The organism is Pseudooceanicola batsensis HTCC2597, from assembly GCF_000152725.1.
Lineage (GTDB): Bacteria > Pseudomonadota > Alphaproteobacteria > Rhodobacterales > Rhodobacteraceae > Pseudooceanicola > Pseudooceanicola batsensis.
In genome coordinates, this window is record NZ_CH724131.1 from 1,100,202 (window position 1) to 1,124,718 (window position 24,517).

21 protein-coding genes are annotated in these 24,517 nt (G+C 66.3%); 12 read left to right on the plus strand and 9 right to left on the minus strand.

All coding sequences use genetic code 11. The annotated features are described in order from the left end of the window. The first annotated feature begins 5 nt into the window (after nucleotides 1-5). A complete protein-coding gene (locus OB2597_RS09320) occupies nucleotides 6-968 on the plus strand; it encodes a DMT family transporter (RefSeq protein WP_238529711.1) in 963 nt (320 codons plus the stop codon). Between the two features lie 8 nt (nucleotides 969-976). On the opposite strand, the gene OB2597_RS09325 is transcribed toward OB2597_RS09320, so the two are convergent. Beyond that, a complete protein-coding gene (locus OB2597_RS09325; RefSeq protein WP_040609231.1) occupies nucleotides 977-1,678 on the minus strand; it encodes a FadR/GntR family transcriptional regulator in 702 nt (233 codons plus the stop codon). Between the two features lie 235 nt (nucleotides 1,679-1,913). Here OB2597_RS09325 and OB2597_RS09330 point away from each other — a divergent pair, with 235 nt between their 5' ends. From OB2597_RS09330 to OB2597_RS09340, 3 genes are all read left to right on the plus strand, one after another. Next, nucleotides 1,914-3,014: an HPP family protein gene (locus OB2597_RS09330; RefSeq protein WP_009805291.1), complete on the plus strand. Its 1,101-nt coding sequence runs from the start codon at nucleotides 1,914-1,916 to the stop codon at nucleotides 3,012-3,014. A gap of 113 nt (nucleotides 3,015-3,127) precedes the next feature. Continuing rightward, complete coding sequence (locus OB2597_RS09335; RefSeq protein ID WP_009805292.1) at nucleotides 3,128-3,559, plus strand: PACE efflux transporter; 432 nt, start codon at nucleotides 3,128-3,130, stop codon at nucleotides 3,557-3,559. After that, nucleotides 3,556-4,206, plus strand: coding sequence for a 5-formyltetrahydrofolate cyclo-ligase (locus tag OB2597_RS09340; RefSeq protein ID WP_009805293.1), 651 nt, complete (start codon nucleotides 3,556-3,558; stop codon nucleotides 4,204-4,206). Before OB2597_RS09335 ends, OB2597_RS09340 begins: the two co-directional genes overlap by 4 nt. A 20-nt stretch (nucleotides 4,207-4,226) precedes the next feature. On the opposite strand, the gene OB2597_RS09345 is transcribed toward OB2597_RS09340, so the two are convergent. Both OB2597_RS09345 and OB2597_RS21870 read right to left on the minus strand, forming a co-directional pair. Continuing rightward, nucleotides 4,227-4,973, minus strand: a complete 747-nt coding sequence (locus OB2597_RS09345; protein WP_040609648.1) for a sulfite exporter TauE/SafE family protein — start codon at nucleotides 4,971-4,973, stop codon at nucleotides 4,227-4,229. Nucleotides 4,974-5,353: 380 nt separating this feature from the next. After that, nucleotides 5,354-5,785, minus strand: coding sequence for a hypothetical protein (locus OB2597_RS21870; RefSeq protein WP_148234708.1), 432 nt, complete (start codon nucleotides 5,783-5,785; stop codon nucleotides 5,354-5,356). A gap of 317 nt (nucleotides 5,786-6,102) precedes the next feature. Here OB2597_RS21870 and OB2597_RS09350 point away from each other — a divergent pair, with 317 nt between their 5' ends. After that, nucleotides 6,103-6,819: a tyrosine-type recombinase/integrase gene (locus OB2597_RS09350; RefSeq protein WP_161601041.1), complete on the plus strand. Its 717-nt coding sequence runs from the start codon at nucleotides 6,103-6,105 to the stop codon at nucleotides 6,817-6,819. A 551-nt stretch (nucleotides 6,820-7,370) separates the two neighbouring features. Here the strand turns inward: OB2597_RS09350 and OB2597_RS09355 are convergent. From OB2597_RS09355 to OB2597_RS09375, 5 genes are read right to left on the minus strand one after another with little or no spacing between them, the layout of a single operon-like run. Then, nucleotides 7,371-8,075: a TetR/AcrR family transcriptional regulator gene (locus tag OB2597_RS09355; protein ID WP_009805296.1), complete on the minus strand. Its 705-nt coding sequence runs from the start codon at nucleotides 8,073-8,075 to the stop codon at nucleotides 7,371-7,373. 35 nt (nucleotides 8,076-8,110) lie between these two features. Then, a complete protein-coding gene (locus OB2597_RS09360; RefSeq protein ID WP_009805297.1) occupies nucleotides 8,111-9,418 on the minus strand; it encodes a TRAP transporter large permease in 1,308 nt (435 codons plus the stop codon). Next, complete coding sequence (locus tag OB2597_RS09365) at nucleotides 9,415-9,924, minus strand: TRAP transporter small permease (RefSeq protein ID WP_009805298.1); 510 nt, start codon at nucleotides 9,922-9,924, stop codon at nucleotides 9,415-9,417. Before OB2597_RS09365 ends, OB2597_RS09360 begins: the two co-directional genes overlap by 4 nt. A 51-nt stretch (nucleotides 9,925-9,975) precedes the next feature. Further along, nucleotides 9,976-11,133, minus strand: a complete 1,158-nt coding sequence (locus tag OB2597_RS09370) for a C4-dicarboxylate TRAP transporter substrate-binding protein (RefSeq protein WP_009805299.1) — start codon at nucleotides 11,131-11,133, stop codon at nucleotides 9,976-9,978. 38 nt (nucleotides 11,134-11,171) lie between these two features. Beyond that, nucleotides 11,172-12,413 carry an EstA family serine hydrolase gene (locus OB2597_RS09375; protein ID WP_009805300.1) on the minus strand — a complete coding sequence of 414 codons (1,242 nt, stop codon included), beginning with the start codon at nucleotides 12,411-12,413 and terminating at the stop codon, nucleotides 11,172-11,174. Nucleotides 12,414-12,565: 152 nt separating this feature from the next. Here OB2597_RS09375 and OB2597_RS09380 point away from each other — a divergent pair, with 152 nt between their 5' ends. From OB2597_RS09380 to OB2597_RS20935, 7 genes are all read left to right on the plus strand, one after another. Then, the gene (locus OB2597_RS09380) at nucleotides 12,566-14,479 is read left to right on the plus strand and encodes a flavin-containing monooxygenase (RefSeq protein ID WP_009805301.1); all 1,914 of its coding nucleotides are present in this window, start codon (nucleotides 12,566-12,568) and stop codon (nucleotides 14,477-14,479) included. A 49-nt stretch (nucleotides 14,480-14,528) separates the two neighbouring features. Then, complete coding sequence (locus tag OB2597_RS09385; protein ID WP_009805302.1) at nucleotides 14,529-16,178, plus strand: AMP-binding protein; 1,650 nt, start codon at nucleotides 14,529-14,531, stop codon at nucleotides 16,176-16,178. Nucleotides 16,179-16,223: 45 nt separating this feature from the next. Beyond that, the gene (locus tag OB2597_RS09390; protein ID WP_040609652.1) at nucleotides 16,224-17,402 is read left to right on the plus strand and encodes an iron-containing alcohol dehydrogenase; all 1,179 of its coding nucleotides are present in this window, start codon (nucleotides 16,224-16,226) and stop codon (nucleotides 17,400-17,402) included. 811 nt (nucleotides 17,403-18,213) lie between these two features. Further along, nucleotides 18,214-18,534, plus strand: a complete 321-nt coding sequence (locus OB2597_RS21875) for a hypothetical protein (protein WP_148234709.1) — start codon at nucleotides 18,214-18,216, stop codon at nucleotides 18,532-18,534. Nucleotides 18,535-19,099: 565 nt separating this feature from the next. Beyond that, the gene (locus tag OB2597_RS09405; protein WP_009805307.1) at nucleotides 19,100-19,564 is read left to right on the plus strand and encodes a (2Fe-2S)-binding protein; all 465 of its coding nucleotides are present in this window, start codon (nucleotides 19,100-19,102) and stop codon (nucleotides 19,562-19,564) included. After that, nucleotides 19,557-21,791 carry a xanthine dehydrogenase family protein molybdopterin-binding subunit gene (locus OB2597_RS09410; RefSeq protein WP_009805308.1) on the plus strand — a complete coding sequence of 745 codons (2,235 nt, stop codon included), beginning with the start codon at nucleotides 19,557-19,559 and terminating at the stop codon, nucleotides 21,789-21,791. Before OB2597_RS09405 ends, OB2597_RS09410 begins: the two co-directional genes overlap by 8 nt. A 23-nt stretch (nucleotides 21,792-21,814) precedes the next feature. After that, nucleotides 21,815-22,786, plus strand: coding sequence for a helix-turn-helix transcriptional regulator (locus tag OB2597_RS20935; RefSeq protein WP_009805309.1), 972 nt, complete (start codon nucleotides 21,815-21,817; stop codon nucleotides 22,784-22,786). Between the two features lie 137 nt (nucleotides 22,787-22,923). Here the strand turns inward: OB2597_RS20935 and OB2597_RS20940 are convergent, their stop codons facing one another. Then, complete coding sequence (locus OB2597_RS20940; protein WP_009805310.1) at nucleotides 22,924-24,057, minus strand: sensor histidine kinase; 1,134 nt, start codon at nucleotides 24,055-24,057, stop codon at nucleotides 22,924-22,926. Between the last annotated feature and the right edge of the window lie 460 nt (nucleotides 24,058-24,517).

Below are 24,517 nucleotides of genomic sequence, written 5' to 3' on the forward strand. Positions count from 1 at the left end.
GTGTCATGATCTTTGCCCAGCCCAATACATCGACGACCCAGTGGACAGGGTCGTCCGCAGGAATGACCTGCATGGCCGCGGCGATGCTCCTGCTACCGCTGGGCGACACGTTGTCGAAGCTGCTGACGGAGACACTGAACCCGATCGAGGTCGCGACCGTGCGCGTTCTCGCCCAGGCGGCCTTCCTCTTGCCGGCGGCGGTGGTGCTGCGGAATCGTCTCAGGGGCGCAATGTTCTCCCCGATCGTCGCGCTGTCCGGTCTTCTGGTGATGATCACGCTCATCTGCCTGATCGGCGCCTTTGCGGTCATGCCGATTGCTACCGCGATCGCCATCTTCTTCGTCGAGCCACTGATCCTGACGGTGCTGGCGGGCCCACTTCTCGGCGAGATTGTCGGGGCGCGACGACTTGCGGCCGTCGGCGTCGGTCTCTTGGGCGCGCTGATCGTGATCCGGCCGGGCGCCGAGTTCGAGATCGCCGCGCTCCTGCCACTCATCGCAGCCACTTCCTATGCGCTCAACATGATCGTCCTGCGTCGCGCCTCGCGCACCCGCTCGGGGCTGACGGTCCAGTGCGGCGCCACGATCTATGCCTGCATCGGCATGGTGGTCCTCAGCTTCGGTCTTCAGGAAGCGGGCTTTGTCGCGCTCGACCCTGGCGCTCTGACTGCCTCTGGTTGGGCTCTGATCTTGGGAAGCGGCTTCTTCGCAGCCGCGAGCTACGTCCTGATCGCCGAAGCCTTCCGCCACGCCGAAGCCGGTCTCCTGGCGCCGTTCCAGTATCTCGAGATCATCGGTGCCACCGCCGCCGGCTATCTGGTCTTCGGAGACCTCCCGGATGGCATGACGTGGGCCGGGATCGCGGTCATTGTCGCTTCCGGTCTCTACGTCGTCTATCGCGAGCGATCACGCGCGCCGGCATCCCTGGAACCGACGGCCCACAGGAGCCGCAGGATTCGGCCACGGTGACGCAGATATCAAAGGTCTGGCGGCTCCGGGTCGAGAACGCCCATGTCAATGCTGACGACCTGTAGGTGATGGGCCATGGCGCTATGCGCGGCAGGACCGTCGCCGGCCGCAATCGCGTCGACGACCTGTTCGTGATGATCACCATGCACTCTGGTGAATTCTTCCACGCCGACCCGGCGATAGGTGCGATCCCACTCCCTCTGCCATACGGCGCGGCAGCGGGCGCTGGAGAAATGTCGCAGAAGGGCGATCAGGAGCGGATTCCGCGCGACCTGAGCGATCGACTGGTGAAAGGCGTCATCCGCACGCTCGCAAGCCGCACGATCGCGCGCCGACCGACCCTCGGCAACGCGCTTGCGCAGAAGGGCAATGTCAGCCTGAATCCGCCGCGTCGCGGCGGCCCGCGCCACCTGCGGCTCGAGCAGGCGCCGTGCGTCCATCAGGTCCGAGGGCGTCGTCGCCTCGAGAAGTAGCGTATCCTTCACCGGCCGGCCGAGCGGTGCCCGGCCCCGAAACGTGCCCTGTCCGACATGCCGCCAGATTTCGCCCTGCGCCTCGAGAGCCGCCAATGCTGCGCGAAGAGTTTCACGACTGCATCCGACCAGGTCCTTCAGCACCCTCTCCGGCGGCAGGCGATCTCCCGACGCAGGCGCACGCTTCTCGAGGACGTGCCAGAGCCGCGCCTGCGCCGTCTCCTTGTCTGTTCGCATGCCATTCTCCTGATCGGACCAATTTTCAGACCCCGCCTCACTGAAGGCAAGCGGCAGACCCCGTGCAATCAGCCGTTTCGATCCAGAGCTTCTCCGCAGAATCCCGGTCCCGGCATCCGGAAAGAGACAGGACCAACGTTCTTTTCATCACGCAGGGCCGTTCCCATTCTGCCGTCATATGAGGCATATGGCTCGATATTCGCCCGCTTTGCGGGCGAGTCAGGAGATATCCCACATGCGGGCATGGCATCATCTCTATCCGGCTTTGCCGGCATTTCACGGCGGCGAGCAGCTGCGGGCCGGCATCGGCGCCATGCTCGGGATCAGCCTGTGCGCCCTCTTGGTGAGCCTGGCTGCCAGCCTTGAGCTGTCTTCCATCTATCTGATCGCGCCACTCGGAGCGACGGCGGTGCTGGTCTTCTGCGTTCCGAACTCGCCCCTCGCCCAACCGTGGTCGGCTGTCGTCGGCAATGTGACGGCGGCACTCGTCGCGCTCCTGGTGCTCCAGGTCGTTGCCGGCCCATGGTCGGCCGGCGTCGCAGTCGGCGCCGCGATCACAGCCATGATGTTCGTCCGGGCCCTGCACCCGCCGGGAGGAGCCGTTGCGCTGCTGACCGCCCTCGATCCGGCACTGGCACTGGATGCGGGACCGCTCTTTGCCTTGGTGCCGGTCGGGGTGACCACCGCCGTGCTGGTCCTTGCCGCTATCGCCTACAACAGGGTCACGGGGCGGATCTATCCGTTCCGCCAGCCCGAGACGGATGACACCGGAGATCCCGCGCTGCGGCTGGGGTTGTCGACCGAGCAGCTGGGCGAGCTGCTCGAGCGGTTCAACCAGTCGACCAACCTCGGTGTGGCGGACCTCGGCCGCTTGCTGGCGGCAGCCGAAGCCGAGGCGGCGCAACACCGTTTCGACGGCACAACCTGCGCCGACATCATGACCACCGGTCTCATCACGGTGCGGCCCGGCATGCCGCTCCCGGAGGCGGCGCGTCTGTTCCGCAGCCATGCCATCAAGAGCCTTCCCGTCGTGGACGGCGACATGAACCTGCGCGGCCTGGTGCTCCAGGCGGATCTTCTCGATGCGGTCGCAGCGCAGGACCACCCGGCGGCCTGGCGGCAGCGATCCCCGCGTCGCACCGTATCAGACGTGATGCGACCCGCCGACCGGGCGGTATCGCACGATCTGCCCGTGGGCGCTCTTCTGAGCCGCCTGGCGGCCCAGGGAAGCGAGGTCGTTCCGGTGACCCGGGAGGGACGACTCGTCGGCATCCTGACCCGCTCCGATATCATGCGGCTGCTGCTTCATGGGGCGGAGGAGCGTCCTGCGGCGTAAGAGCCGCTTGAAAAACCGGCATCCGGAACACATCATCGGGGCAAGCGAGGACGACCTCGCCCGGCCAGACGGTCAGCACGCGGGACGGCCCGACCTACAATCGGAGCCAACCAATGCGCAGCACCGCGGACCGTATTCGTCACGCCATCAGCTTCGAGTTCATCGGCATCCTGATCGTCACGCCGCTCTTCGCCTGGGCCTTCGACCACCCGATGGGCGACATGGGCGTCTTGGTCGTGCTGGGCGCCACGGCTGCGACGGCCTGGAACTACCTCTTCAACCTCGGGTTCGATCATGTGCTGAACTGGCGCCGCGGCGATGTGCGCAAGTCGCTGCCGCTCCGGGTTGTCCATGCCGTGCTCTTCGAGGCGACGCTCCTGGCGCTCCTCCTGCCGCTTTTCGCGTGGTGGCTCAATGTCTCTCTGCTCGCCGCGCTGTTGATGGAGATCTCTTTCGCCGCCTTCTACATGGTTTACGCTTTCGTCTTCACCTGGGGCTACGACAGCCTGTTCCCACCGCAACGAAGCCAACGGGTGTCCGCATGACAGAGGACGAGACCGGCGGAGGCAATGCTCCCTGCTTCGCTCACCTCCTTGTTGACGGGCATCCTGTCGACCCGGAGATGGCTCAGGACGTGGCGCGGTTCAGACGCTCCGAGCGGGCGCGGCTGATAGCGGCGCGCGCCCTCTCATCGGAAGAGCGCGAGAGGGCGACGGCGGCGCTCGTCACAGGTCTCGACCGGATCGTGACCCTCGAGGCTGGCATGAACGTTGCCGTCTACTGGCCAATCCGCGGCGAACCTGATCTCCGCTCCTGGATGGAGAGGGCACATGCTGCTGGTGCCCGGGTCCTGCTCCCTGTCGTCGTCGAAGAACACGCACCCGTTGAGTTCCACGCCTGGTCTCCGGGCTGCCGCATGACCCGCGGATTCTGGAACATCTTGGTGCCGGCCGATCGAGAGGACCATGAGCCGGACATTGTCATCGCACCACTGGTGGGCGCCGACGAGAATCTTTACCGCCTCGGCAATGGCGGAGGTTACTATGACCGCACGCTGGCGCGGCGCGCCCCGCGGCCACGGGTTATCGGCGTCGGGTTCTCCGGCTGTCTCCTGCCGACCATCTACCCTATGCCCTGGGACGTGCCTATGAGCGAGGTGCTATTGTCGGATGGGACGCATTTGAAGCGATAGGGCGCTTGAGCGCCCGTCGGTCAGATTGCGAAGAACACCACCGTCAGCACAGCACCGATGCCGACGATCAGGGCGCGGAGAGATTCAGTGTCCCGTATGCGACGCGCCTGCCGGGCCCCGATGTATCCTCCCACCGTCGTCGAGATCGCCAGGACCGCCGCAGACTCCCATGCGATCAGGCCGGCGGTCGCGTAGATCGTGACCGAGACCAAGGAGAGCACGGCGGAGAGCAGGTTCTTGAGGCCGTTCATCCCGTGCAGGTTCTGGTAGCCGACCAGGCTGAACACTGCCAGCAACATGATCCCCAGCCCGGCGTTGAAGTAGCCGCCGTAGCCGGCCACGAGGAAGATCGCGAGAGCCGAGAGAGCCGGCCCGATCATCAGCCCCCTCGCGCGAACGACTGCCACGAGACGTGGCCCTGCGGCGAAGAGCAGCGTGGCAGTGAGCAGGAGCCAGGGAACGGTCCCGACGAAGGCTTCGCCGGGCGTGACCAACAGAAGACCCGCGCCCGCCAGCCCCCCAAAGGCCGCGACCGTGATAATGCTTCTCAGCCTTAGGCTTCCCTCGGCGTGGATGTCATAGCGGTAGGCCCAGGCACTCCCGATATAACCCGGTAGCGCGGTCAGTGTCGCCGTGGCGTTGGCTATGATCGGAGGGACACCAAGCCAGATCAGGGCGGGGAAGCTGAGCAGTGTGCCGCCGCCGGCGATGGCATTGACGATGCCGGCGAGCAGGCCTGCGATGACAAGCACAATGATGGAAAGCACTTTGATGCCCTCATGTTGAAGGCCTCTCGATATCCATCGATTGATTTGGTCTGAAAATTGGTCCAGAATGCAGAACGATTTCTTGCCGCCTGGCAACTTGAGCCGCGAATTGCGGAACTCCGCGGAAAACGTCATGGCGCTGCGGGGGAATGCCCCCGGGTCAGAACCAAGCCGCAGCATTAGCGAGGGCGAAGGGATGCTAAATTCACTCCTCCCGTCGGATACAGCAAGAGGTTCGCATCGGCATTGGGAGCCGGATTCCGCGTTGCTCACGGGCGAGAGCTTAAAGAGCACGGACCGGGCCGGGCCTACATTTTCGGCCTACAAGGGTTTTCTATCCGCACGACGAAGGCAACGAAATAAGGCAATTCGCTGCAATTCTATGATCCCTCGGCATTATCCATCATGGGTGCAACGGAAAGCCGTGCGGCCCGCTGGACGTCCGAAACCCCTTGTTTTGCTGGCTCTGCGCGCATGGTCACCTGACCGGTCTTCCTCTGTTTTCGGGCCTTTTGCCCCCGTTTTCGGGGGTAGTGCAACAAATGTTGCACCGAATCCCGAATTGTTACACCGCCCTCCAGCTCCTTCGGAGCCTCGCCTCGTCGCTGCGAAGGCGAGGTCTCCGCCGGGTGCGCCGGTGAGATATCGAACCCTGGACAAAGTTCCGACCGGCGCGCGCCGCTCGGTTCGATCTCCCGACCATCGGCAACGATTTCCCGAAAGGAGACCCGGATGGGTACCATCATGGCGCGCCAGAAGAAAGACGGCGCGAAGCGCTTCACGGCGGTGATCCGCGAGAAGAAAGGCGGCAAGATCGTCCTCACGCTCAGCCAAGACCGAGCGGGGTCCGAAAGGCGAAGGCGCACTCGACCGGGCCGTCGCGGCGCGGCACCGCAAGACCTGGTCGGGCGTCATCCGGGAATACAGCGACGCCCCGCCGGAGACGTTCGGCAAGACGAAGACCGCGAATCTCGCGTAACTCCAGCGGCTCGATTTCGGAAAGATGATTGTCGAGGAGACCGGGGAACACGACTTCTTCCGCCTGGCTCGGGATCTTCTGCGGGGCGTGCAAGCCCCGCCGGCGAACCCTACGGCGGACTGTCCAGAGCATTACGCCCTGAAGCCTCGCATGCCCCAAACTGTCAACAGCTACATGGCGACGCTGCGCACGGTGGTGTCCTACGGAGGTCCGATCAGCAAGGTCCGGATGCCGATCGGCGACTCCGAGAGTGCCATGCGCACGCTGAAGCACCAGCGAATGGTCGCTCGGTCGGCGGTTCGGACTCGCCGGCCTACGCTCGATGAGCTCGACAGGCTTCTGACCCACTTCCACAATCGCTACCTGGCCAACCGCCGAACAGTCCCGATGCACAAGGTGATCGGCGGCGCGATCACCCTCGCCCATCGTCAGGAGGCGTTGTGCTCCCTTCCCTGGAGGGACCTCGATGAAGAGAAGGCCCGCCTTATGATCCGAAACATGAAACACCCGCGCCAGACCCAGGGCAACGACATCGAAACGTGGGTCACGGCAGAGGGCATGAAACTCGTTTTGTCGATGTCTCGCAAGAAGGACCGGGTCTTTCCCTATAGCCCGGACACCATCAGTCGCCTCTTTACGGAAGCATGCCAGATCCTCGGCATCGAGGACCACCACTTCCACGATTTACGCCACGAGGCGATCTCCCGGTTTTTCGAGACCAGTCTCGGCGGTGGAAGCCGTGACGTCGTCATGAAGTATACCGGGCACTCTCCCGCTGGCAGCCTGTCCCGCTATATTCATGTGGAACAGATCGGCGACAAATACGCAGACTGGAGATGGGGGCCGATCTTGTTTACCCCGTTGTAGAGATCACCAAGGGGGGCCTCCAGCGATCCTGCCCCCCCCTTGGTCAATTGCCGATAGTGAACAGAGGCCGTGGGTAGTGTCCGAGGCGGAGGCAAACCTCTACGCGGCGCTGAAAACTGAAGACATGGCGACGTAACTAACCGCAACCAGCCTCCGGCAAACCCGGTGCGGTTCAGAGAGGGTTTGCTCAGCATTGATGTAATCACCAGAGTTCCGCACGCCCTCGCGTAGGAGTAGTTCAATGCCAGCTCTGTCTGCTGCCCCTATGATCAACCCGCCGCTGGGAAGAGATGAAGGGAAGTGTTCGAATGGTAGCCGGATGCTATCCTCTGCATGCGCTCGTAGCCGGCGAAATTGATTGAGGTGCAAGAATAGGTGCAACATAATTCGCATGCCAGCGTTTCGGCCAATAAAACAAGGCCTCTCAGGATTCCTCGGCACCATCCATCACCGTACTTGAGGTTCGAAGCCCCTGTCCTACCGACAATGGCTTCATCGAAGCGTTCAACAGCAAGCTCCAGACAAAATGCCTGAACGCCCCTTGGTCTATACTACCACTGCACCTCTGGCGGTGCAGTGATCGGTCCGGCAGTCAGGATCCCGCAGGCCGAGATGATCAGGTTCTCGATCGCCAGTTCCGAGGACCAGAGCTTACCGCCGGTGGGATCCTGCTCAAACGCGGCCTCGCGCGCAGCCAACGTGGAGCCCATGAAGAGGTCCATAAAGATCAGCCGCTGGTTCAGGACCGACTTCGGGATGCCCGGCAGCAGCCGATAGATATGGTCGATGCAGCGCAGATAGCCCGAGTTCCGGTGCCCCGTGAGCGCCTGCATGAAGACACGCCGGTTGTTGATCTGCAGCCCCATGACGAAGCGCATATGTCCGGAACTGGCCCCCATGGCGCCGCCGCTGCCGACGCCGCGCGGCGTGGTCTCGACCTCGACGATCAGGCGGATGATCTCGGCGACCTCCCGTGGCCCGCCGGCGGCCTCGATCTCGTCCAGCCGCCGGATGCGGGCGCTGTCGCTCAGGTGCGCGCATTCGAGGATCAGCGCCCGGACAAGCGCATCCTTGGAGCCGAAGTAGTAATGGAGCGAGGCGTTGTTGCGCGCCCCCGCCTCGGCCACAATCTGGCGCACGGTCACGCCGTCGATTCCACGGGCCGAGAAGAGCTTCAGCGCGGCGTCCTTGATCCGCTCCGCCGCCGATTCCGCCTGGTCGTGCCTGCTGTCCTCTGTCCTTTGCCGCTGCGCCATGGCGTACCGTTCCCTCCGTTCACAGGCCGGATGCCTTACCCGAAGACAGCCGGAAGATACATGACCAGCCCCGGGAAAAGCACCAGCACGGCCAGAAGCACGAGGTCCATGACCAGGAACCACCAGATCCCGCGGAAAATGGCGGCAGTCGTGATATGCGACGGCACGATGCCCTTGATGACGAAGACGTTCATCCCGATGGGCGGCGTGATCATCCCGATCTCCAGCAGCTTGGTCACGATGATCCCGAACCACAGCAGGTCGAAGCCCGCGCCATCGATCACCGGCAGGATGATCGGCAGGGTCAGCAGCATCGCCCCGATCGGTTCAAGGAACATCCCCAGCAGCAGGTAGACGAGGATCACGCCCAGCAGGATCGTCATCGGCCCCGCGCCCGACGCGAGGATCGCCCCGCTCAGGAAATCGCCGGTGCCCGACAGTGCGAGGAACCGGGTCAGCAGGCTGGCGCCGACCCCGATGATGATCAGCGCGCCGGTGGTCAGCACCGTCTCGGTGATGGCGTCGGTGAAGCGGCGTAGGGTAAAGCTGCCCTTCAGGATCGCCGTCAGCGTGGCCAGCGTGGCCCCGACGGCGCCCGCCTCGGTCGGGGTGAAGACCCCGCCGAACAGCCCCGAGAAGATGCCCAGCATGATCAGCAGCACCGGCCAGGTCTCGCGCAGCGCCGCGATCCGTTCGGACCACGAGGCGCGGTCGTCGGTCGAGGGGGCCAGCAACGGGTCCAGCGTCACCCGGATCATCACCACGGCGATATAGCCGAGCGCCGTCAGCACCCCCGCCGCGATGCCGCCAAGGAACAGGTGCGTCACCGGCACCTGGGCCACGATTCCATAAAGGATCATAATCACCGACGGCGGGATCAGCGCCCCGATGGTCCCGGCGACCGCCACCGTGCCCGTCGCGAGCTGCGGGTGATAGCCCGATTTCAGCATCTCCGGTACTGCGATCCGCCCCATGGTCGCCGAGCAGGCGATCGACGAGCCGGACACCGCCGCGAACCCCGCGCTGCCCAGAATGCTGGCGATCGCCAGGCCTCCTGGCAGCACCGAGAGCCACGCCCGCGCGGCCCGGAACAGCCCCTCGGTCAGCCGCGTCTGGTAGCTGATGAACCCCAGAAGCAGGAACATCGGCACCGAGGACAGCACCCAGTTGGCCGCGAAGTTGTGCGGGATCAGCCCCAACGAACCCCACGCGATGCGCCAGTTGGTGAGCTGCCACAGGCCGAGGAAGGACACGCCGATCAGTGCCACGCCGATGGGCATCCGCAGCGCGATCAACACGATGAGAAGCCCGAGCACGGCGAGTCCCAGTTCCACCCCGGTCATTGCGGCAGCTCCCGTCCGTCATCGCCGGTCACGTAGGTGGCGAAGCGCAGAACCAGCAGCGCCGTCATCAACCCCGCCCCCGCCGGCAGGGCGAAGTAGGCGGGCCACACCGGGATCGTCGAGGAGCCGCTGACCTGCGCCGTCCCGCCGCGGAAGGCATCCATCGCCGCGCCGAAGGTCCGCCATGTCAGCAGCCCCGTCACTGCCGCCGTCGGCAGCAGCATCACCCCTGCGACGTGGCGCTGAACCCGCTGCGGCAACAGGTCGGTGACGAACTCGACCGAGATATGGGCCCGCCGCTCCTCGGCCAGCGCCAGCGGGATGAAGGCGGCGATGACCATGTAGTAGTAGCTGACGAGCGTGAGCGTCGCGGGCAGCGGATGGCCGAAGAGATGGCGCAGGGCGACGGAGAGCGTCACCTGCAGCATCATCAAGGCCACGGCGAGGCCGGCCAGAGCCGAGCTCCACCGTGCGGCGCGCGAAAGGATGAACGAAAGGGTTTTCATGGGCGGCCCGTGCAGGTGCGGGGGCCCCGGACGAGGGCCCCCGCATGTCTCTTACTTGACGCCGTACTGGCTGACGTCGACCTTCGAGAAGATCTCCTCCCAGTACAGATCGCCGTAGCCCTGTTCGGGATCCGCCTCGCCGATCAGGCCGACCCATTTCTCCAGCAGCGCCGTGAAATCGTCGAGCATCTCCTCGCCGCGCTCCACGCCGTATTCCTCCTGAAAGTAGGCGACGGTCGACGCGCGGTCCTCGGCGATGAACTCCTGCGTGGCCTCGACCACGGCGTCATCCGCCTGCATGATCTCGACACCGTTCTCGCGCGCCGCGGCTTCCACCTCGGCCGCGCCCTCCTGGTAGCGTTGCGAGGTCCAGGCCGACCCGTGGGCCATCGCCTTCAGAAAATCGGTGCGCTGCTCTTCCGACAGCTCGTTCCAGCTGCTGATGTTCATGTTCGACATTGAGGCGAAATAGGCCCCCCCGGGGGCGCCCTTGGTGATGTGAGTGACGGAATCGCCCATGCCGAAGTTGTAGATGTCCGGCGTCGACAGGATGATGCAGTCCAGCACGCCCTGGTTCAGCGCCTCGAGCATCTCGTTGCCTGACATGGTGATCGGCGCGGCGCCGATCGCCTCGGACCAGCGCGCCCAGTTGGCCCCGCCGATGCGCAGCCGTGCGCCCTGCAGGTCCTCCATCGTGGCCACCGGTTTGGTGCAGTTCAGCACGTATTGCGGCGTGCCCGCGCCCCCGGTGAACACCTGGTTCTGCGCGGCGAATTCCTCGACGCACTCCGGACACTTGGTGAAGACGAACTCGGACACGGCGGCGGCGAAGGCCGGCCCCTGCACCTCGGTCGCGCCCTCGCCGAGGGTCTCGAGGATCATCGAGGATTCGATGATCAGGTTCGTGTGCGGGAACTCGGCCGGGAAATAGGGCGTCATCACGGTGCCCACGTCGGCCAGCCCCTCGCGCAGGCCGCCCATGGTCTCGGCCATGGAGAGCAGCGACATCGGGTAGACCTTGAGGGTCATGTCGCCGCCGGTCGCCTCGTTGAACTCTTCCGAGGCCCGTTCGCCCCCCTTCACGAGGTAGGACACCGGCGGATGCCCGATGGCAAAGCTCAGTTCGCGCGCCTGCGTCGCCCCGGCCAGCAGCCCGGTGCAGAGCGCCGCCGCGGAAACGGCGGTGGTCAGTCCTTTCAGTTGAGTCATGGTCTTCCTCCCTATTTGACCTATGGTCGTTCTGTGGTTCAGCTCCAGAACCCGTGGCGATCCTCCGTCGCCCCGAGACATCCGTAGGTGGCGTCGATCAGCGACTGGCCGCGTTCGTTCAGAAGCAGCCCACCGCCCAGACGGTTCATCGTGTACCCGAAGGCCAGCCCGCGATCGGGATCGGCGAAGCCCACCGATCCGCCCATGCCGACATGACCGAAGGCGCGAGGCCCGATCACCAGCCCCTCTTCGCCCACCGGCGTCGGCCGCCGCCCCATCGCCAGCATGAACCCCGGCCCGAAGCGCGTCGGCGCCTGCAGCGTGGCGTCATGATGGGTGGCCGAATTCGCCTGCGCGAAGCTTTCGACGGTGACGGGATCGAGGCCCAGCGCCTCGCCCCCCGCGGCAAGCGCCGCGAACAGCCCGGCCAGACCGCGCGCGTTGGTCACGCCGTTGGCGGCCCCGATTTCGGTGGCGCGACCGGCACGGGTGTTCACCCCCTTCACCGCCCAGTCCCCGCTGTTGAAGACGAAGAGGTTGGGGATCGTCCCCTCCTCCATCGCCGCGCGGAGGAAGGGCATGCCTTGTTCCTCCCGGCTGGGGCGATAGGGCACGACCGGCGCCACGCGCGGCTCGTCCTCCTCGGGCAGGCCGATGGCGAAATCCAGCCCCAGCGGCCGCGCGATCTCATCGCGGAAGAAGGCGCCGAGCGACCGGCCCGACACCCGCCGCACGACCTCGCCCACGAGGAAGCCGAAGGTGACGGCATGGTATCCCACCTGAGACCCCGGCGCCCAGAAGGCCGTCTCGGCCTCGAGGTGGCTGACCATGTAGTCCCAGTCCTGCAGGCAATCGGGCTTCAGCGGCGCGCGCAGCGCGGGCAGCCCGGCAGAGTGGTCCAGTAGCATGCGCAGGGTGATCGCGTCCTTCCCCTGCCCGGCGAACTCGGGCCAGTAGCGGGCGACCGGCGCGTCAAGTTCGATCTCGCCGCACGCGGCGAGGACGTGCAGGCACAGCGCCGTCGCGGCCTTGGTGCAGGAAAAGACCACGCCCACGGTATCGCGCTGCCACGCGGGGCCATCCGGTTCGGTGACGCCGCCCCAGAGGTCCACGACCCGCCGGCCCCCGACCGTCACGCAAAGCGAAGCGCCCAGTTCCCCGCGCTCGGCGAAGTTCGCCGCGAAGGCGTGTGCGATGCACGTGTAGTCCAAATGCACCTCTCCCGTGATCGCGGCGGAGAGCGGCTGAGTCAGCGCTTCCGTCACCGGCAGCATGTCCATGGGCCCTCCTCACAGAACGAAACGAACCGCATTAAGTCATTTGGTTAAATCATATGATCAAGTCTATTGACTTACGTCAAGTCCAAGGTTCATTCTTGCCGAAATCGCAGCCCGGCGTGCTGGCCGCGAAGACGACAAGGAGGCGCCGCTCCATGGCATTGGCAGAGACGAAGCAGACCTGGACAGACTGGGACAGCCGCCTGAAAAAGGCGGTCGGGATCGCGAACGTGCCCACGCTCCTGCTGGTGCTGGTGCAGATGACCGGCGCCCCCCGCTGGCTCGAGCCGCCCTACGCCCCCCGTCGCGGCCGGGGGCTGGACGACAACGACTCCGGCGGGCTGCCCAAGGAGACGCAGGACGAGATTCGCACCGCCGCCTTCCAAGCCATCCGCGCCTGGCACAACGGCGCCTCCCTGGCCTGGCCCGACCCCTCGCCGTCGATGCTGGCGCACATGCTTTCGGTCTCCATGGGCGAGGACGTCTCCGAGGACTACGGCGACATCATCAAGGCCGAGCTTTCCGGCACCTCTTTCGACCAGCATCCGGTGAACGCCCCCGAGAGCTTCCGCGCGCTGATCATCGGGGCCGGCATGTCGGGCATCTGCGCCGCGATCCGGCTGCAGGCGGCGGGTATCCCTTTCGACATCGTCGAGAAGGACGGCGATTTCGGCGGGACATGGCGCGAGAACACCTATCCCGGCGCCGGGGTGGACACGCCGAACCACCTCTATTCCTACTCCTTCGCGCAATACGACTGGTCGCATTACTTCGCCCTGCGCGACGAGCTCTATGACTACTTCCGCACTGTCGCGACGGACTATGGCCTGTCGGAGCACACCGCGTTCCACACCAAGGTCAAACGCGCGTCCTACGACACCGACAGCCACGACTGGCAGGTGCAGATCACCGGTCCCGACGGGACAGAGACACGGCGCTACGGCGCGATCTTTTCGGCTGTCGGCGTGCTGAACATCCCCAAGGTGCCGCCGATCAAGGGACTCGAAACCTTCTCCGGGCGCAGCTTCCATACCGCCGAATGGCCCGACGACGTTGACCTGACGGGCAAGCGCGTCGGCATCGTCGGCAACGGGGCGAGCGCCATGCAGGTCGTACCGGCGATCGCCGGGCAGGTCTCGCACCTGACGATCTTCGCGCGTTCCAAGCAATGGGCCGCACCCTTCCCCAAGTTCCGCCAGCCCGTGCCCGACGCGATCCGCTGGCTGATCCAGGAAGTGCCGCTTTACCAAAAATGGTATCGCCAGCGGCTGGCCTGGACCTTCAACGACCGCGTCCACGGCTCGCTGCAGCGCGACCCCGAATGGGAGGACAGCGGCCGCGCCATCAACCCCACCAATGAATCGCACCGCAAGTTCTTCACCGACTACGTGAAGGAAGAACTTGGCGACCGGCAAGACCTGCTGGACAAGGTCCTGCCCGACTACCCGCCCTTCGGAAAGCGCATGCTGCTGGACAACGGATGGTTCCGCACCGTGGCGCGGGAGGACGTGACACTGGTAGACGAGCACCTGAAGGAGGTCCGCGGATCGACGCTGGTGGCCGGCGACGGAAGCGAACACGAGGTCGACGTGCTAATTCTCGGCACCGGCTTCCACGCGACCGAGCTTCTGGCCTCGCTCGACGTGGTGGGCCGTGACGGCCAGGCGCTGCGCGAGGTCTGGAACGACGACGACGCGCGCGCCTACCTTGGCACCACGGTGCCCGGCTTCCCGAACCTGTTCACCCTGCTGGGGCCCAACATCGGCCTCGGTCACGGGGGCAGCGTGATCACGCCTGTCGAGGCGCAGATCAACTACGTCATGGACCTGCTGGAAAAGGCATTCGCCCGCGGCGCCCGCGCCGTCGAGGTCCGCGAGGACGTCCATGACGACTACAACCGCCGCGTTGACCACGCCCATGATAACATGGTCTGGACTCATCCCGGCATGGAGAACTGGTACCGCAACTCGAAGGGACGCGTGGTGGCCATCACCCCATGGCGTCACGACGACTTCTGGCGCATGACGCGCGAGGCGGACCTCGGAGACTACGAACTCGACACGCCCTGACCGGGCGGTCCGGCGGCTGGAGGAGGCCGCCGAAACCAGGGAGGAGAATATGCTGGAAGTGCTCGAAAGCCCGACGTCCGAAGAGACGTCCGACCCCCGGGTTCCGGCGCGCGACAGCGTCGTCACCCGCTACCTGATCGACCGTTGGGCACGGGAGCGGCCCGACAAGATCTTCGCCAAGTTCAACGACGACGGCGAGGAATGGAGCTATGCCGCCTTCCGCGAGTTGATCGTGCAGACCGCCGTCGGCCTTCAGGCGCAGGGCGTCGCGCAGGGCGATCACGTTCTGGTCTGGATGCCCAACTGCCGCGAACAGATCCGCATCTTCTTCGCGCTGAACTACCTTGGTGCCGTGTACGTGCCGATCAACACCGCCTACAAGGGCGGGCTGCTGGAGCATGTCATTGACATTTCCGACGCCCGCCTAGCCGTGGTGGACGCGAGCCTTGTCGACCGCCTTGAGGGGGTCGATCACGGCCGGCTGGAAAGCCTGATCGTCACCGGCGGCAGCGTGGACAAGCCCCCCCTTCCCCACGTGCACTACGCCGAGGCGCTGCTGCCCGAAAGCGGCCAGCTTCAGCCCCTGACCCGTGCGATCGATCCCTGGGATTCCATGGCGATCATCTTTACCTCGGGCACCACCGGTCCGTCGAAGGGGGTGCTGACCTCCTACCTGCACCTCTTCTCGAACGCGGGCCCGGAAAGCTGGCCCTTCGTGACGGAAGACGACCGCTACATGATCAACGCGCCGATGTTCCACATCGGCGGCATGGGCCCGATGTTCTGCATGCTGGCGCGGGGCGCTTCGATCGCGTTCGTGGACCGCTTCGACACCGCGACTTACTGGGAGTCGGTGCGCAACACCGGCAGCACAGTGGCCTTCCTGCTGGGCGTCATGGCCAGTTTCCTCGAAAAGCAGCCCGTCGGCCCGCAGGACGCGGACAACCCCCTGCGCCTCGTGCTGATGGTGCCACTGGCCGCGAACTCGGAAAGCTTCTCAAAGCGGTTCGGCGTGGACGTCTACACCATCTTCAACATGACCGAGGCCTCCACCCCGATCGTCTCGGAGCCCAACCCCACCGTACGCGGCACCTGCGGCAAGCCCCGCGATGGGGTCGAGGTGCGTCTGGTAGACGAGAACGACTGCGAAGTGCCCGTCGGCACCATGGGCGAGATGATCATCCGCACCGACCGCCCCTGGGCGATGAACAGCGGCTATTACAAGATGCCCGAAGCGACGGCGAAGGCCTGGCGCAACGGCTGGTTCCACTCGGGCGACGCCTTCGTGCGTGATGAGAAAGGCAACTTCTTCTTCGCTGACCGGATGAAGGATTCCATACGCCGCCGTGGGGAAAACATCTCGTCCTTCGAGGTGGAGTCCGAGGTCCTCGCCCACCCCGACGTCTTCGAGGCCGCCGCCGTCGCCGTGCCGAGCGAGCACAGCGAGGACGACGTTATGATTTGCATCGCGCCCGTGGAAGGCAAGACCGTCGATCCGGCGCAGCTGATCGACTTCCTGAAAGATCGGATGGCCTACTTCATGGTCCCGCGCTATGTCCGCACCCTCGACACCCTACCCAAGACGCCAAGCGCCAAGGTGCTCAAGCACGAGCTGCGCGCGACAGGCGTAACCGAGGACACCTGGGATCGCGACGCCGCCGGTGTCAGCCTGAAGAGCGAAAGGTTCGCGCGCGCCTGAGAGGCCCGCACAGCCTGCGTTATGTATTTTGAGAGGGAGGAAACCATGACAACACCCAGCACAGGCATGGTGGTGATGACATCGACCGAACGGGTCCGCTTCGGCGAACGCGCCGCGGCCTCGATCGCCGCCGAGGCCGAGATGATGGATGCCCAGCGGGTCGTGCTGATCGCCAGCCGCTCGCTCGCCACCGGGACCGACGAGATCACGCAGGTTGAACAGGCGCTCGGCGCGCGCCACGCGGCCACCTATTCCGGCGTCGAGCCGCACGTGCCCCGCACCAATGTCATCGAGGCAACTGGGATCGCGCGCGAAGCCGGGGCCGACCTGATCGTCTCCGTGGGCGGCGGATCCGTCACCGACTGCGCCAAGATCGTGCCGGTGATGCTCAAGCACGACATTGACCGCCCCGAGGATATGGAGGACTATCACATTACCGTGGACGACGCCGGCGCGATGGTCCTGCCGCAGTTCGCGCCGCAAGAGATCCGCACCATCTGCGTGCCAACCACCCTCTCCGGGGGCGAGTTCAACCCGCTTTCCGGCTCCACCGATCCGGTGAGCAAACACAAGCAAGGCTATCAGGAACGCATGATGGCGCCTGTGGCGGTCGTCCTCGATCCGGCGCTGACGCGGCATACGCCCGAATGGCTTTGGCTATCGACCGGGGTACGGGCGCTGGATCACGCGATCGAGACACTGCAGTCCTTCCAGTCCAACGACTTCTGCGACGGGCTGGCGGAAAGCGCGCTCAGACTCCTGATCGAGGGGCTCCCGCGAGTGAAGGCGAACCCGGAAGACCTCGACGCGCGGCTGAAATGCCAGATGGGCGTCTGGCAGTCCATGCTCCCAATCATAGCCGGGGTCCCGATGGGGGCCAGCCACGCGATCGGGCACGTGCTGGGCGGCCTCTGCGACGTCCCGCACGGCTACACCTCCTGCGTGATGTCGCCGTTCGTGCTGGAATGGAATTCCAAGGTGAACACGGAGCGGCAGGCCCGCATCAGCGCCGCCTTCGGCCAGCCGGAAAGGCCGGCGTCCGAGCTTGCGGACAGCTTCATCTCCGGGCTCGGGATGCCTCGATCGCTCTCGGCCGTCGGCGTTAGGTCGGATCAGATGCAGAAGGTCGCCGAATACACAATGGACGACATCTGGGGAAAGACGAACCCGCGGACGATTTCCGAGCCGGAAGACGTGATGGAGATCCTCCGCTTGGCTGAGTGAGGGCAGAGATGCTCCGCTGCCTTCGCGGTACCCCATCCCTTCTGCGGGCGGCGGCGGACTGTCCATCATCCTCCCGAACCTGTCGATCTTCGCCGTGCCCGAGGATGCCAACATCGGCCATCTCGGCGACCAAGACAATGGTGATCGGGCCGCTGCTGATCCTGTCTCGTTTCCCAGCGCCGCTTCCTGCAGGCCTTCCTGTGTGCCGGGACCAATTTAAAGCTGATACGACCTGGGAAGACACCCCGGCCCTGCGCCACCTCGCAGTGAACCCGCTGGCGCGCACTCTTGGCGAGGCCGTAGGGGAGGATCCCGATGTCAAGGGCCGCACTGGGCTGCTGTACCCGATTTTTTTTGAGTAAGACCACCGCCGCCTGCGCCGCGGCGTCGAGGGGAGCAGGGTCAGGGGTGCTGGCAAGGAGCCCGAGCCGTGCCGTTTCGAGCCCGCGCGGATCGAAGGGAACGGCGCTATCGTTGTCGCGCCATGCCTGATCGGCATGCTGCTTGACCAAGCCATCTCTATGGGCGGACAGAACAACAAAGAGTGCCGTGTCCAACAAGACTAGAGACGCCCATGAACGACTCGGAAACTCCGACAGCCTCGCATTGCGATGAGCTGATCAGGAGGAGTTCGGAAGGAAATGTCGCATGACAATCGAGATTATCGGCGAGGACTTCGTCGCCCCGACCCAGCAAGCGCAACGCCTGTTCACCGATCTGGGCCAGTCAAGCTTCCAGGCCGCTCTGGAGGACGGTCCAACGTGGGCGGCCCTTATGAACCATCGCGGTCGGCGTGTCCAGCATAGTCCTCATGCTGCTCTCCACCGTCGACGACGCTATCAACCTGATCGATCGCGCCACGCGCGACACTGTCATGATGGGCGTCGATGACCTCAATGCCGTGCTCGAATCCGCCGGTGCTGAAAGTGATATTACCACCTCGAATGCCGCACGCTCCTCCTGCCCAAATCTGCCACCGACGAGATCGTCGATGCCATCATGGCCGAATTCAGGGAACGGCAATCGTAAGGTGGCCATGGCTAAGGTGCAACAATCGGTGCAACAGATTTCGTTGGGCAGCGTTTTGATAAATAAAACAAGAGCCTTTAGGACTCATCGGCACCATCCATAATCGGGGCGACGGAAAGGCGCGCGGCCGCGCGGATGCTGGATACCCCGTGTTTCATTGGCTGTCCCGACAAGTCGCGCATCCGGCATTTCCGTCGTATTGACCGCGTCGCGCGGTATTTCATCCATATGGGACCACACATAAGGGCCCGGGACCGGATTGGTAGTCCCGGTGCGAGGCTCATAACAGCACGTGTCCGCGGCTTCAAACCTGGCGATCGCAGATCGAGGCGGGAATGGTCCCGGGTTCATAGCATATAGAGGACCGCATCCACCCCGAGGGCCCCGATCAGCCGGCGATGCACTGGCAAACCAAAGATGCGTCGCCGTTCTCGTCCTGGCGCGCTGCCGGCCCCCGATACGTCTCGCGGCATCTTTGCCGGAAGAGGCATCGCGGAGTGCAGGAAGGGCTGTCGGCAGGGTCCGTCGGGTGACAGCGGCACCCGAGGATGAATCGCACCGTGGCCGCGTCGCGGAGGCGGCGGGGCAAGCGGCACAATCTGGCGCGATCGTTCAAGCGCCGGGAGCGATTCACGCGCAGTCTCTTCTCCGGAACAAGGAGAGAGATCATGGAACTCGAGATCAACGGCGAAACGGTCGCGCTGCCCGACAGGCTGCAGCATGCGCCCTTGCTGGATGTCATACGTGACCACCTCGGACTGAAGGGCACCAAGTTCGGCTGTGGAGCCGGCCTGTGCGGGGCCTGCACGATCCATGTGGACGGCGTGGCGACCCGCTCATGCCAGATGACCCCCGCCTCGGTCGCGGGCGCCTCGGTCCGCACGATCGAGGGGCTCGCCGGCAAAGACCGGCTGCATCCCGTCCAGCGGGCGTGGATGGCGGAACGCGTTCCCCAGTGCGGCTATTGCCAGCCCGGGCAGATCATGACCGCGGCGGCCTTCATCCAGGAGGTGCCGCAGCCTTCCGATGCCGAGATACGTCAGGCGATGCAGGGCAACCTGTGCCGCTGCGGGACCTATCCCCGCATCCGGGCCGCCGTGGCGCGCGCCGCAAGGGAGGCGCGGCATGACTGACGGACGCACGCTGGCCGATCCGGGCCGCCGCCGCCTCCTGCGGCTCACCGGCTGGGCCGCCGCGGGTGTCGCGGTGGCCGCCGCCGCGTGGTCGGCGCGTGGCGCCGTTCCGGCCATGCCCACCCTGGCCGGCCCCGAGCCGGACGAGGCGCTGACCTGGATCCAGATGCTGCCGGACGGCCGCGTCCGCTTCTTCTGTCCGCGCGCCGAGATGGGACAGGGTGCGGGGCTGGGCCTGTCGCAGGTCGTGGCCGGGGAATTGATCCTGACGCAGCAAGAGGTGGAACTGGTACGCCCCGACACCTCGCAGGTGCCGCCCTGCATGCTGACGGTGGGGAGCGACAGCCTGCGTCTCTTCTTCGGCCCCGTTTCGCGCGCGGCGGCCCTCCTGCGCGAGCACCTGAGGGACCGCGCGGCCGCGGCAGAAGCTCTCGCCCCCGGGGACCTGGCGCCGGCAATGGGTGGCTTCACAAGGCCGGACGGCGCCCATGTCCCCTACGCGGCGCTGGTCTCGGGCGATCCCCTCGTGCTCGATGCCGACGCGGGCCCGCCGCCCCGGGACGACCCGGCGCGCGACGGCACAGCGTCGGCCGTCGGCGCCGCCTGGGCGCATCCCGAGCTCGAGGATATCGTGACCGGGCGGGCGATCTACAGCCGGGACGTGGCGCGCGAGGGGATGCTTTACGGTGCCGTGGCGCATCCCCCGTCTCTCGGCGCGCGCCTGCAGGGGGGCGATCGCCTTGCCGCGCGCAGCCTGCCCGGCGTGATCGACGCCGTGGTCGACACCGGGGCGGACTTCGCCGGGGTGGTCGCGCACGATCCCTTCCTTCTCGTCAGGGCGCTCGAGGCCCTGGGAGCGCGATGGGCCGAGCCGGCCGGCGCGGAAGGAAAGGACCTGCTACGCGAGGTGGATCTCGCGCGGCTGCGCAAGGCCGGGGACTTCGAACACGTCCTGGTCGATGAGGGCAGCGACGACAGGACGGACGCGCCGGACGACCGGGCCGCCTCGGCCATGTTCACCACGGCCATGGCGGCCCACGCCGCGATGGAGCCGCGCGCGGCCGTGGCGGATGTGCGTGCGGACAAGGTAGAGATCTGGTGCGGGACCCAGGATCCCTATTTCGTCCGGGCCCGGATCGCATCGCTTCTGGGGCGCGCGACGGAGAGTGTCGTCATCCACCCGCAGCGCATGGGGGGCGCCTTCGGCGGACGGGTGGCCTGCGGCGCGGCCGAGCAGGCGGCGCGGCTCTCGGCGGCTGTCGGCCGGCCCGTGCGCGTGCAATGGAGCCGGGAGGACGAGTTCCGCAACGGCTACATGCAGCCGCCCTTCGCGCATCGTGTCTCGGCCCGTGTGACGGCCGAGGGCAGACTGACCTCGTGGAAGCAGGATTTCGTTTCCGCTCCGATCACCACCGGGCCGGTCTCTGCGCTTGGCGGCGGGCTCAGCCGGGTGATCGCGGCGGGGATCGACCGGTTCTCAAGCGATGCCGGCACGGCCCGCGGCGCGGTCCATCCCTATGCCGCGGCGACCCGGCGCATCCGGTATTCCGACATCCGGACCCCCGTCCCCTTCGGCCCCTGGCGCGGCCTCGGGGCGGGACCCAACACCTTCGTCACCGAATGCGTCATGGACGAACTGGCCGAAGCCGCGGCGATGGACCCCTGCGCGTTCCGGCTGCGGAACTTCGCACCCGGACAGGAGCGGCTGGCCCATGTGCTGAACCGGGTCGCGGCGCTCTCCGGCTGGCGGAAGGGCACGGGCCGCGCGACATCCGCGACGGCGCGGGGCATCGCCTGCGGCAGTTACAAGGGGATGACCCACGTGGCCGCCGTCGCCGAGGTGGAGACCGTTCCCGCGCGGCGCGAGGTTCGGGTCCGCAAGGTCTGGTGCGTCCAGGACTGCGGGCGCGTAGTGAACCCCGACCAGGTCCGGGCCATGGTCATGGGCAACATCGTCTGGGGCTGCGGCATGGTGCTGAGGGAACGGCTGACCCTCGAGGGCACGCGCATTGCGCAGGACAACTTCGACACCTACGAGATCATGCGCAACGAGGACTGTCCGGAGGTCGAGATCGAACTGGTCCCCTCGGAAGAGCCTCCGGCGGGCGCGGGGGAATCCGCCCTCGTCGCGGTTGCGCCGGCGATCGCGAACGCGGTTCATGCCGCCACGGGACAGCGCATCCGGCGCTTGCCCCTGAGGGCCGAAGATGTGTTTCCTGAGCCGTGAACGACCATGCAAGGAACTGCGCCGTGCAGGATTTCGCCTCCGCGAGCCTCGTCACCCTGATCCGGGCCTGGCTGGACCGCACCGCACCGGGAGCCGCCGGCGCATCCCGGGTGGACGCGCTGCGCGAGGGCCGTGTGCCCCCCGAGACCAAGCGCGACCTGCTGGCACGCGTCGTGCGCGTCTCGGGTCCCTTCGCGCCGGCAGAAGTGGGCGGGATGCTGGATCACATCGCCTATCACCCGATCTGGGCCGCGGCGCTCCGGTCGGCCACGCCCGGCGTGCTCTTCGACAAATGGGGCCGTTTCGAACGGTTCGGGCACTCGACCAACCGGCTGGAGATCACGCGACCGCGCGAGGGCGTCGCGCTCTGTCGCCGCACCGCGGTGGACGGCTCGGCGCCGACCGATACCGAGAGCCTCTTCATCTGCGGCCTGATCGTCGCCCTTGTCGAGGGCATCGGCTGCCACGGCGTGACCTGTCACATGCGCCGGGTCGACGGGGGCGAATGGTGCCTCCGCAAGGGGGGCCGGTTCGCCTTCCCCGCCTCGCTCGCGGGGCTGGACACCGCGCACTGGCGCCTGAGCTGGCAGAAGGGCGAGCCCGGGCCGCCGGACAACCTCGGCCGGGCCTGCCTCCCGGTCCTCGCACAGGCCCCGGCAGAGGCCGGAACGCTGCGCCGGGTGGCGGCGCTGCTGGCACGCGATCCGGGACAGCGATGGAGCCTCGGCGACCTCGCGTCCGAGACCGCGCTCTCCGTGCGCACGCTCCAGCGCCGTCTCGGCGGGGCCGGGTTCCCCGTGTCGCGCCTCACGCGCCTGATCCGCGTGGAAGAAGCGTGCCGTCTGCTGTCCTCGGGCGATCTGAGCGTCACGGCGGTCGCCTTCTGCGCAGGCTATTCAGACAGCGCGCATCTGAGCCGGGATTTCCGCGCCGTGATGGGAATGAGCCCCAGCACCTATCGTAACCTGCAGGCCGCCGCCCCTCCGAAGAATTAGCGGCACCTGCATGAGCGCCTCTACCCGGTGCGGAGGCGCCAAGCCCGGTGCGGGTGCCGGGTCGCCCCGATCGCTCCGGGGCGGACGACCGGGGGCACACCCGGCAAAGGGCCCGCTCCGCAATCCAACCTGTGATGTCAGAGCGACTGCGGGGCCTCACCGCAGGGAAAGACGAGGCGATAAGCCACCCCCTCCGGATGGTGATCGAGGTTCACTTCGCCACCCAGTTCGGCCCCCACGATCGTCTCCAGCAGGCGGGACCCGAAGCCGCGCTGTTCCGGCGGCGCCACCCGGGGGCCGTCGAATTCCTGCCAGTGCAGCACGATGCGTGGCTGGCCTGCCCCCTCCTCGCGGTGCCATTCCAGTTCGACGCGGCCCTCCGGAACCGAGAGCGCGCCATGTTTCGCGGCATTGGTGGCCAGTTCGTGCAAGGCCAGCCCGATCATGCGGCCCTGCTGCGCGGAAAGACCGACGGCCGGTCCCGCGAGGGCGATCGCCTCGGCGCGGGCCTGTCGATGCGGCGCAACCACATCCTCTGCGATCCGGCGCAGGTCGACGTTTTCGCCGCGGTCCTCGAAAACGAGGCTCTCGGCCGCCGACAGGGCACGGAGACGGCCCAGGAACTCGTCCCGGAAGTCCACTGCCGAGCGGCTGTCGGCAGAGGTCTGCTTGGCCAGCGCCTGCACCAGGCTCAGGACGTTCGTCACCCGGTGCCCGAGCTCGCGTGCGAGAATGGACTGCTCCCGCGCCTGTCGCTCAAGTGCCTCGTGCTGGCGCATCCGTTCGATCGCCGCGGCGAGCAGGTTGGCATAGGTTCTGAGAAACGCGATCTCGCCCTGCCCGAAATCGCAGCGCCCCTGCGCATCCACCTCGAGCACGCCGAACGGGTCCTCCTCGCCGACGATGATGACGTTGATCATGCTCTTCACGTTGTGGCGGAGAAGAACCTCCGGGATCTGGAACCGGGTCTCGGTGTCGACGTCGCGGGACACGACCGGCTCGCCCGAAAGCAGCGCGTAGCCGGCTGGCGAGTTCTCGTGGTCGGCAAAGGTCACATGGCCCACGACGCCGGGCGCCCAGTTCACGCCGGCGCGGAGCAGGAAGTCGCCCTGTTCCGGCCGGTGCTCCAGCACCTTGACGAGTTCGACCCCGAGCGCCTCGGACACGAGTTCTGCCGCGCGGGTCAACAGTTCGTCGAGGTCCCCGCACCGGAAAGCGAACAGCCCGAAATCGGCAAGCGCCGCACGTTGGGCCTCGTATTCGTTAGCCAAGCAATGTCCTTTCGCGCCACCGGAATCGCGCGCCACCCTAGGACAAAGCCGGGCAACAGGCCACATCCCGCCTGTGCGTTCCGCGGTCGCATGGCGAGCCGGTCTGCAGCCCGCCCGGGGGCGGCGGCCCACGCATGCGATCTGGACCCGGCGGCGGGCTTGTACCGGCCTATCGGCCAGGCGTCGTTTCGCAAGGAAGGCCACGGTCGGCCTTGCACCTTTCCGGCCATTCCGCACCAGGCAGTCCGCCTCATCACGACCGATCCTGCCGTTCGGCCAGGGCGGCGCGGACCGGCCCGAACGGCGCGGCCTGCGAGCAGCGGTCGCGCGGGAGTGTCGCCCGCTCTGCCCGGCGGGCCGGCGTGCCATTGCAGGGGCCGCAGGCACGGCCATTCTGGAACATGCCGCCGGTTGCGGTGTTGGCCCTGCAGTATTTGACCAGGACCGAGGGCATGATGAG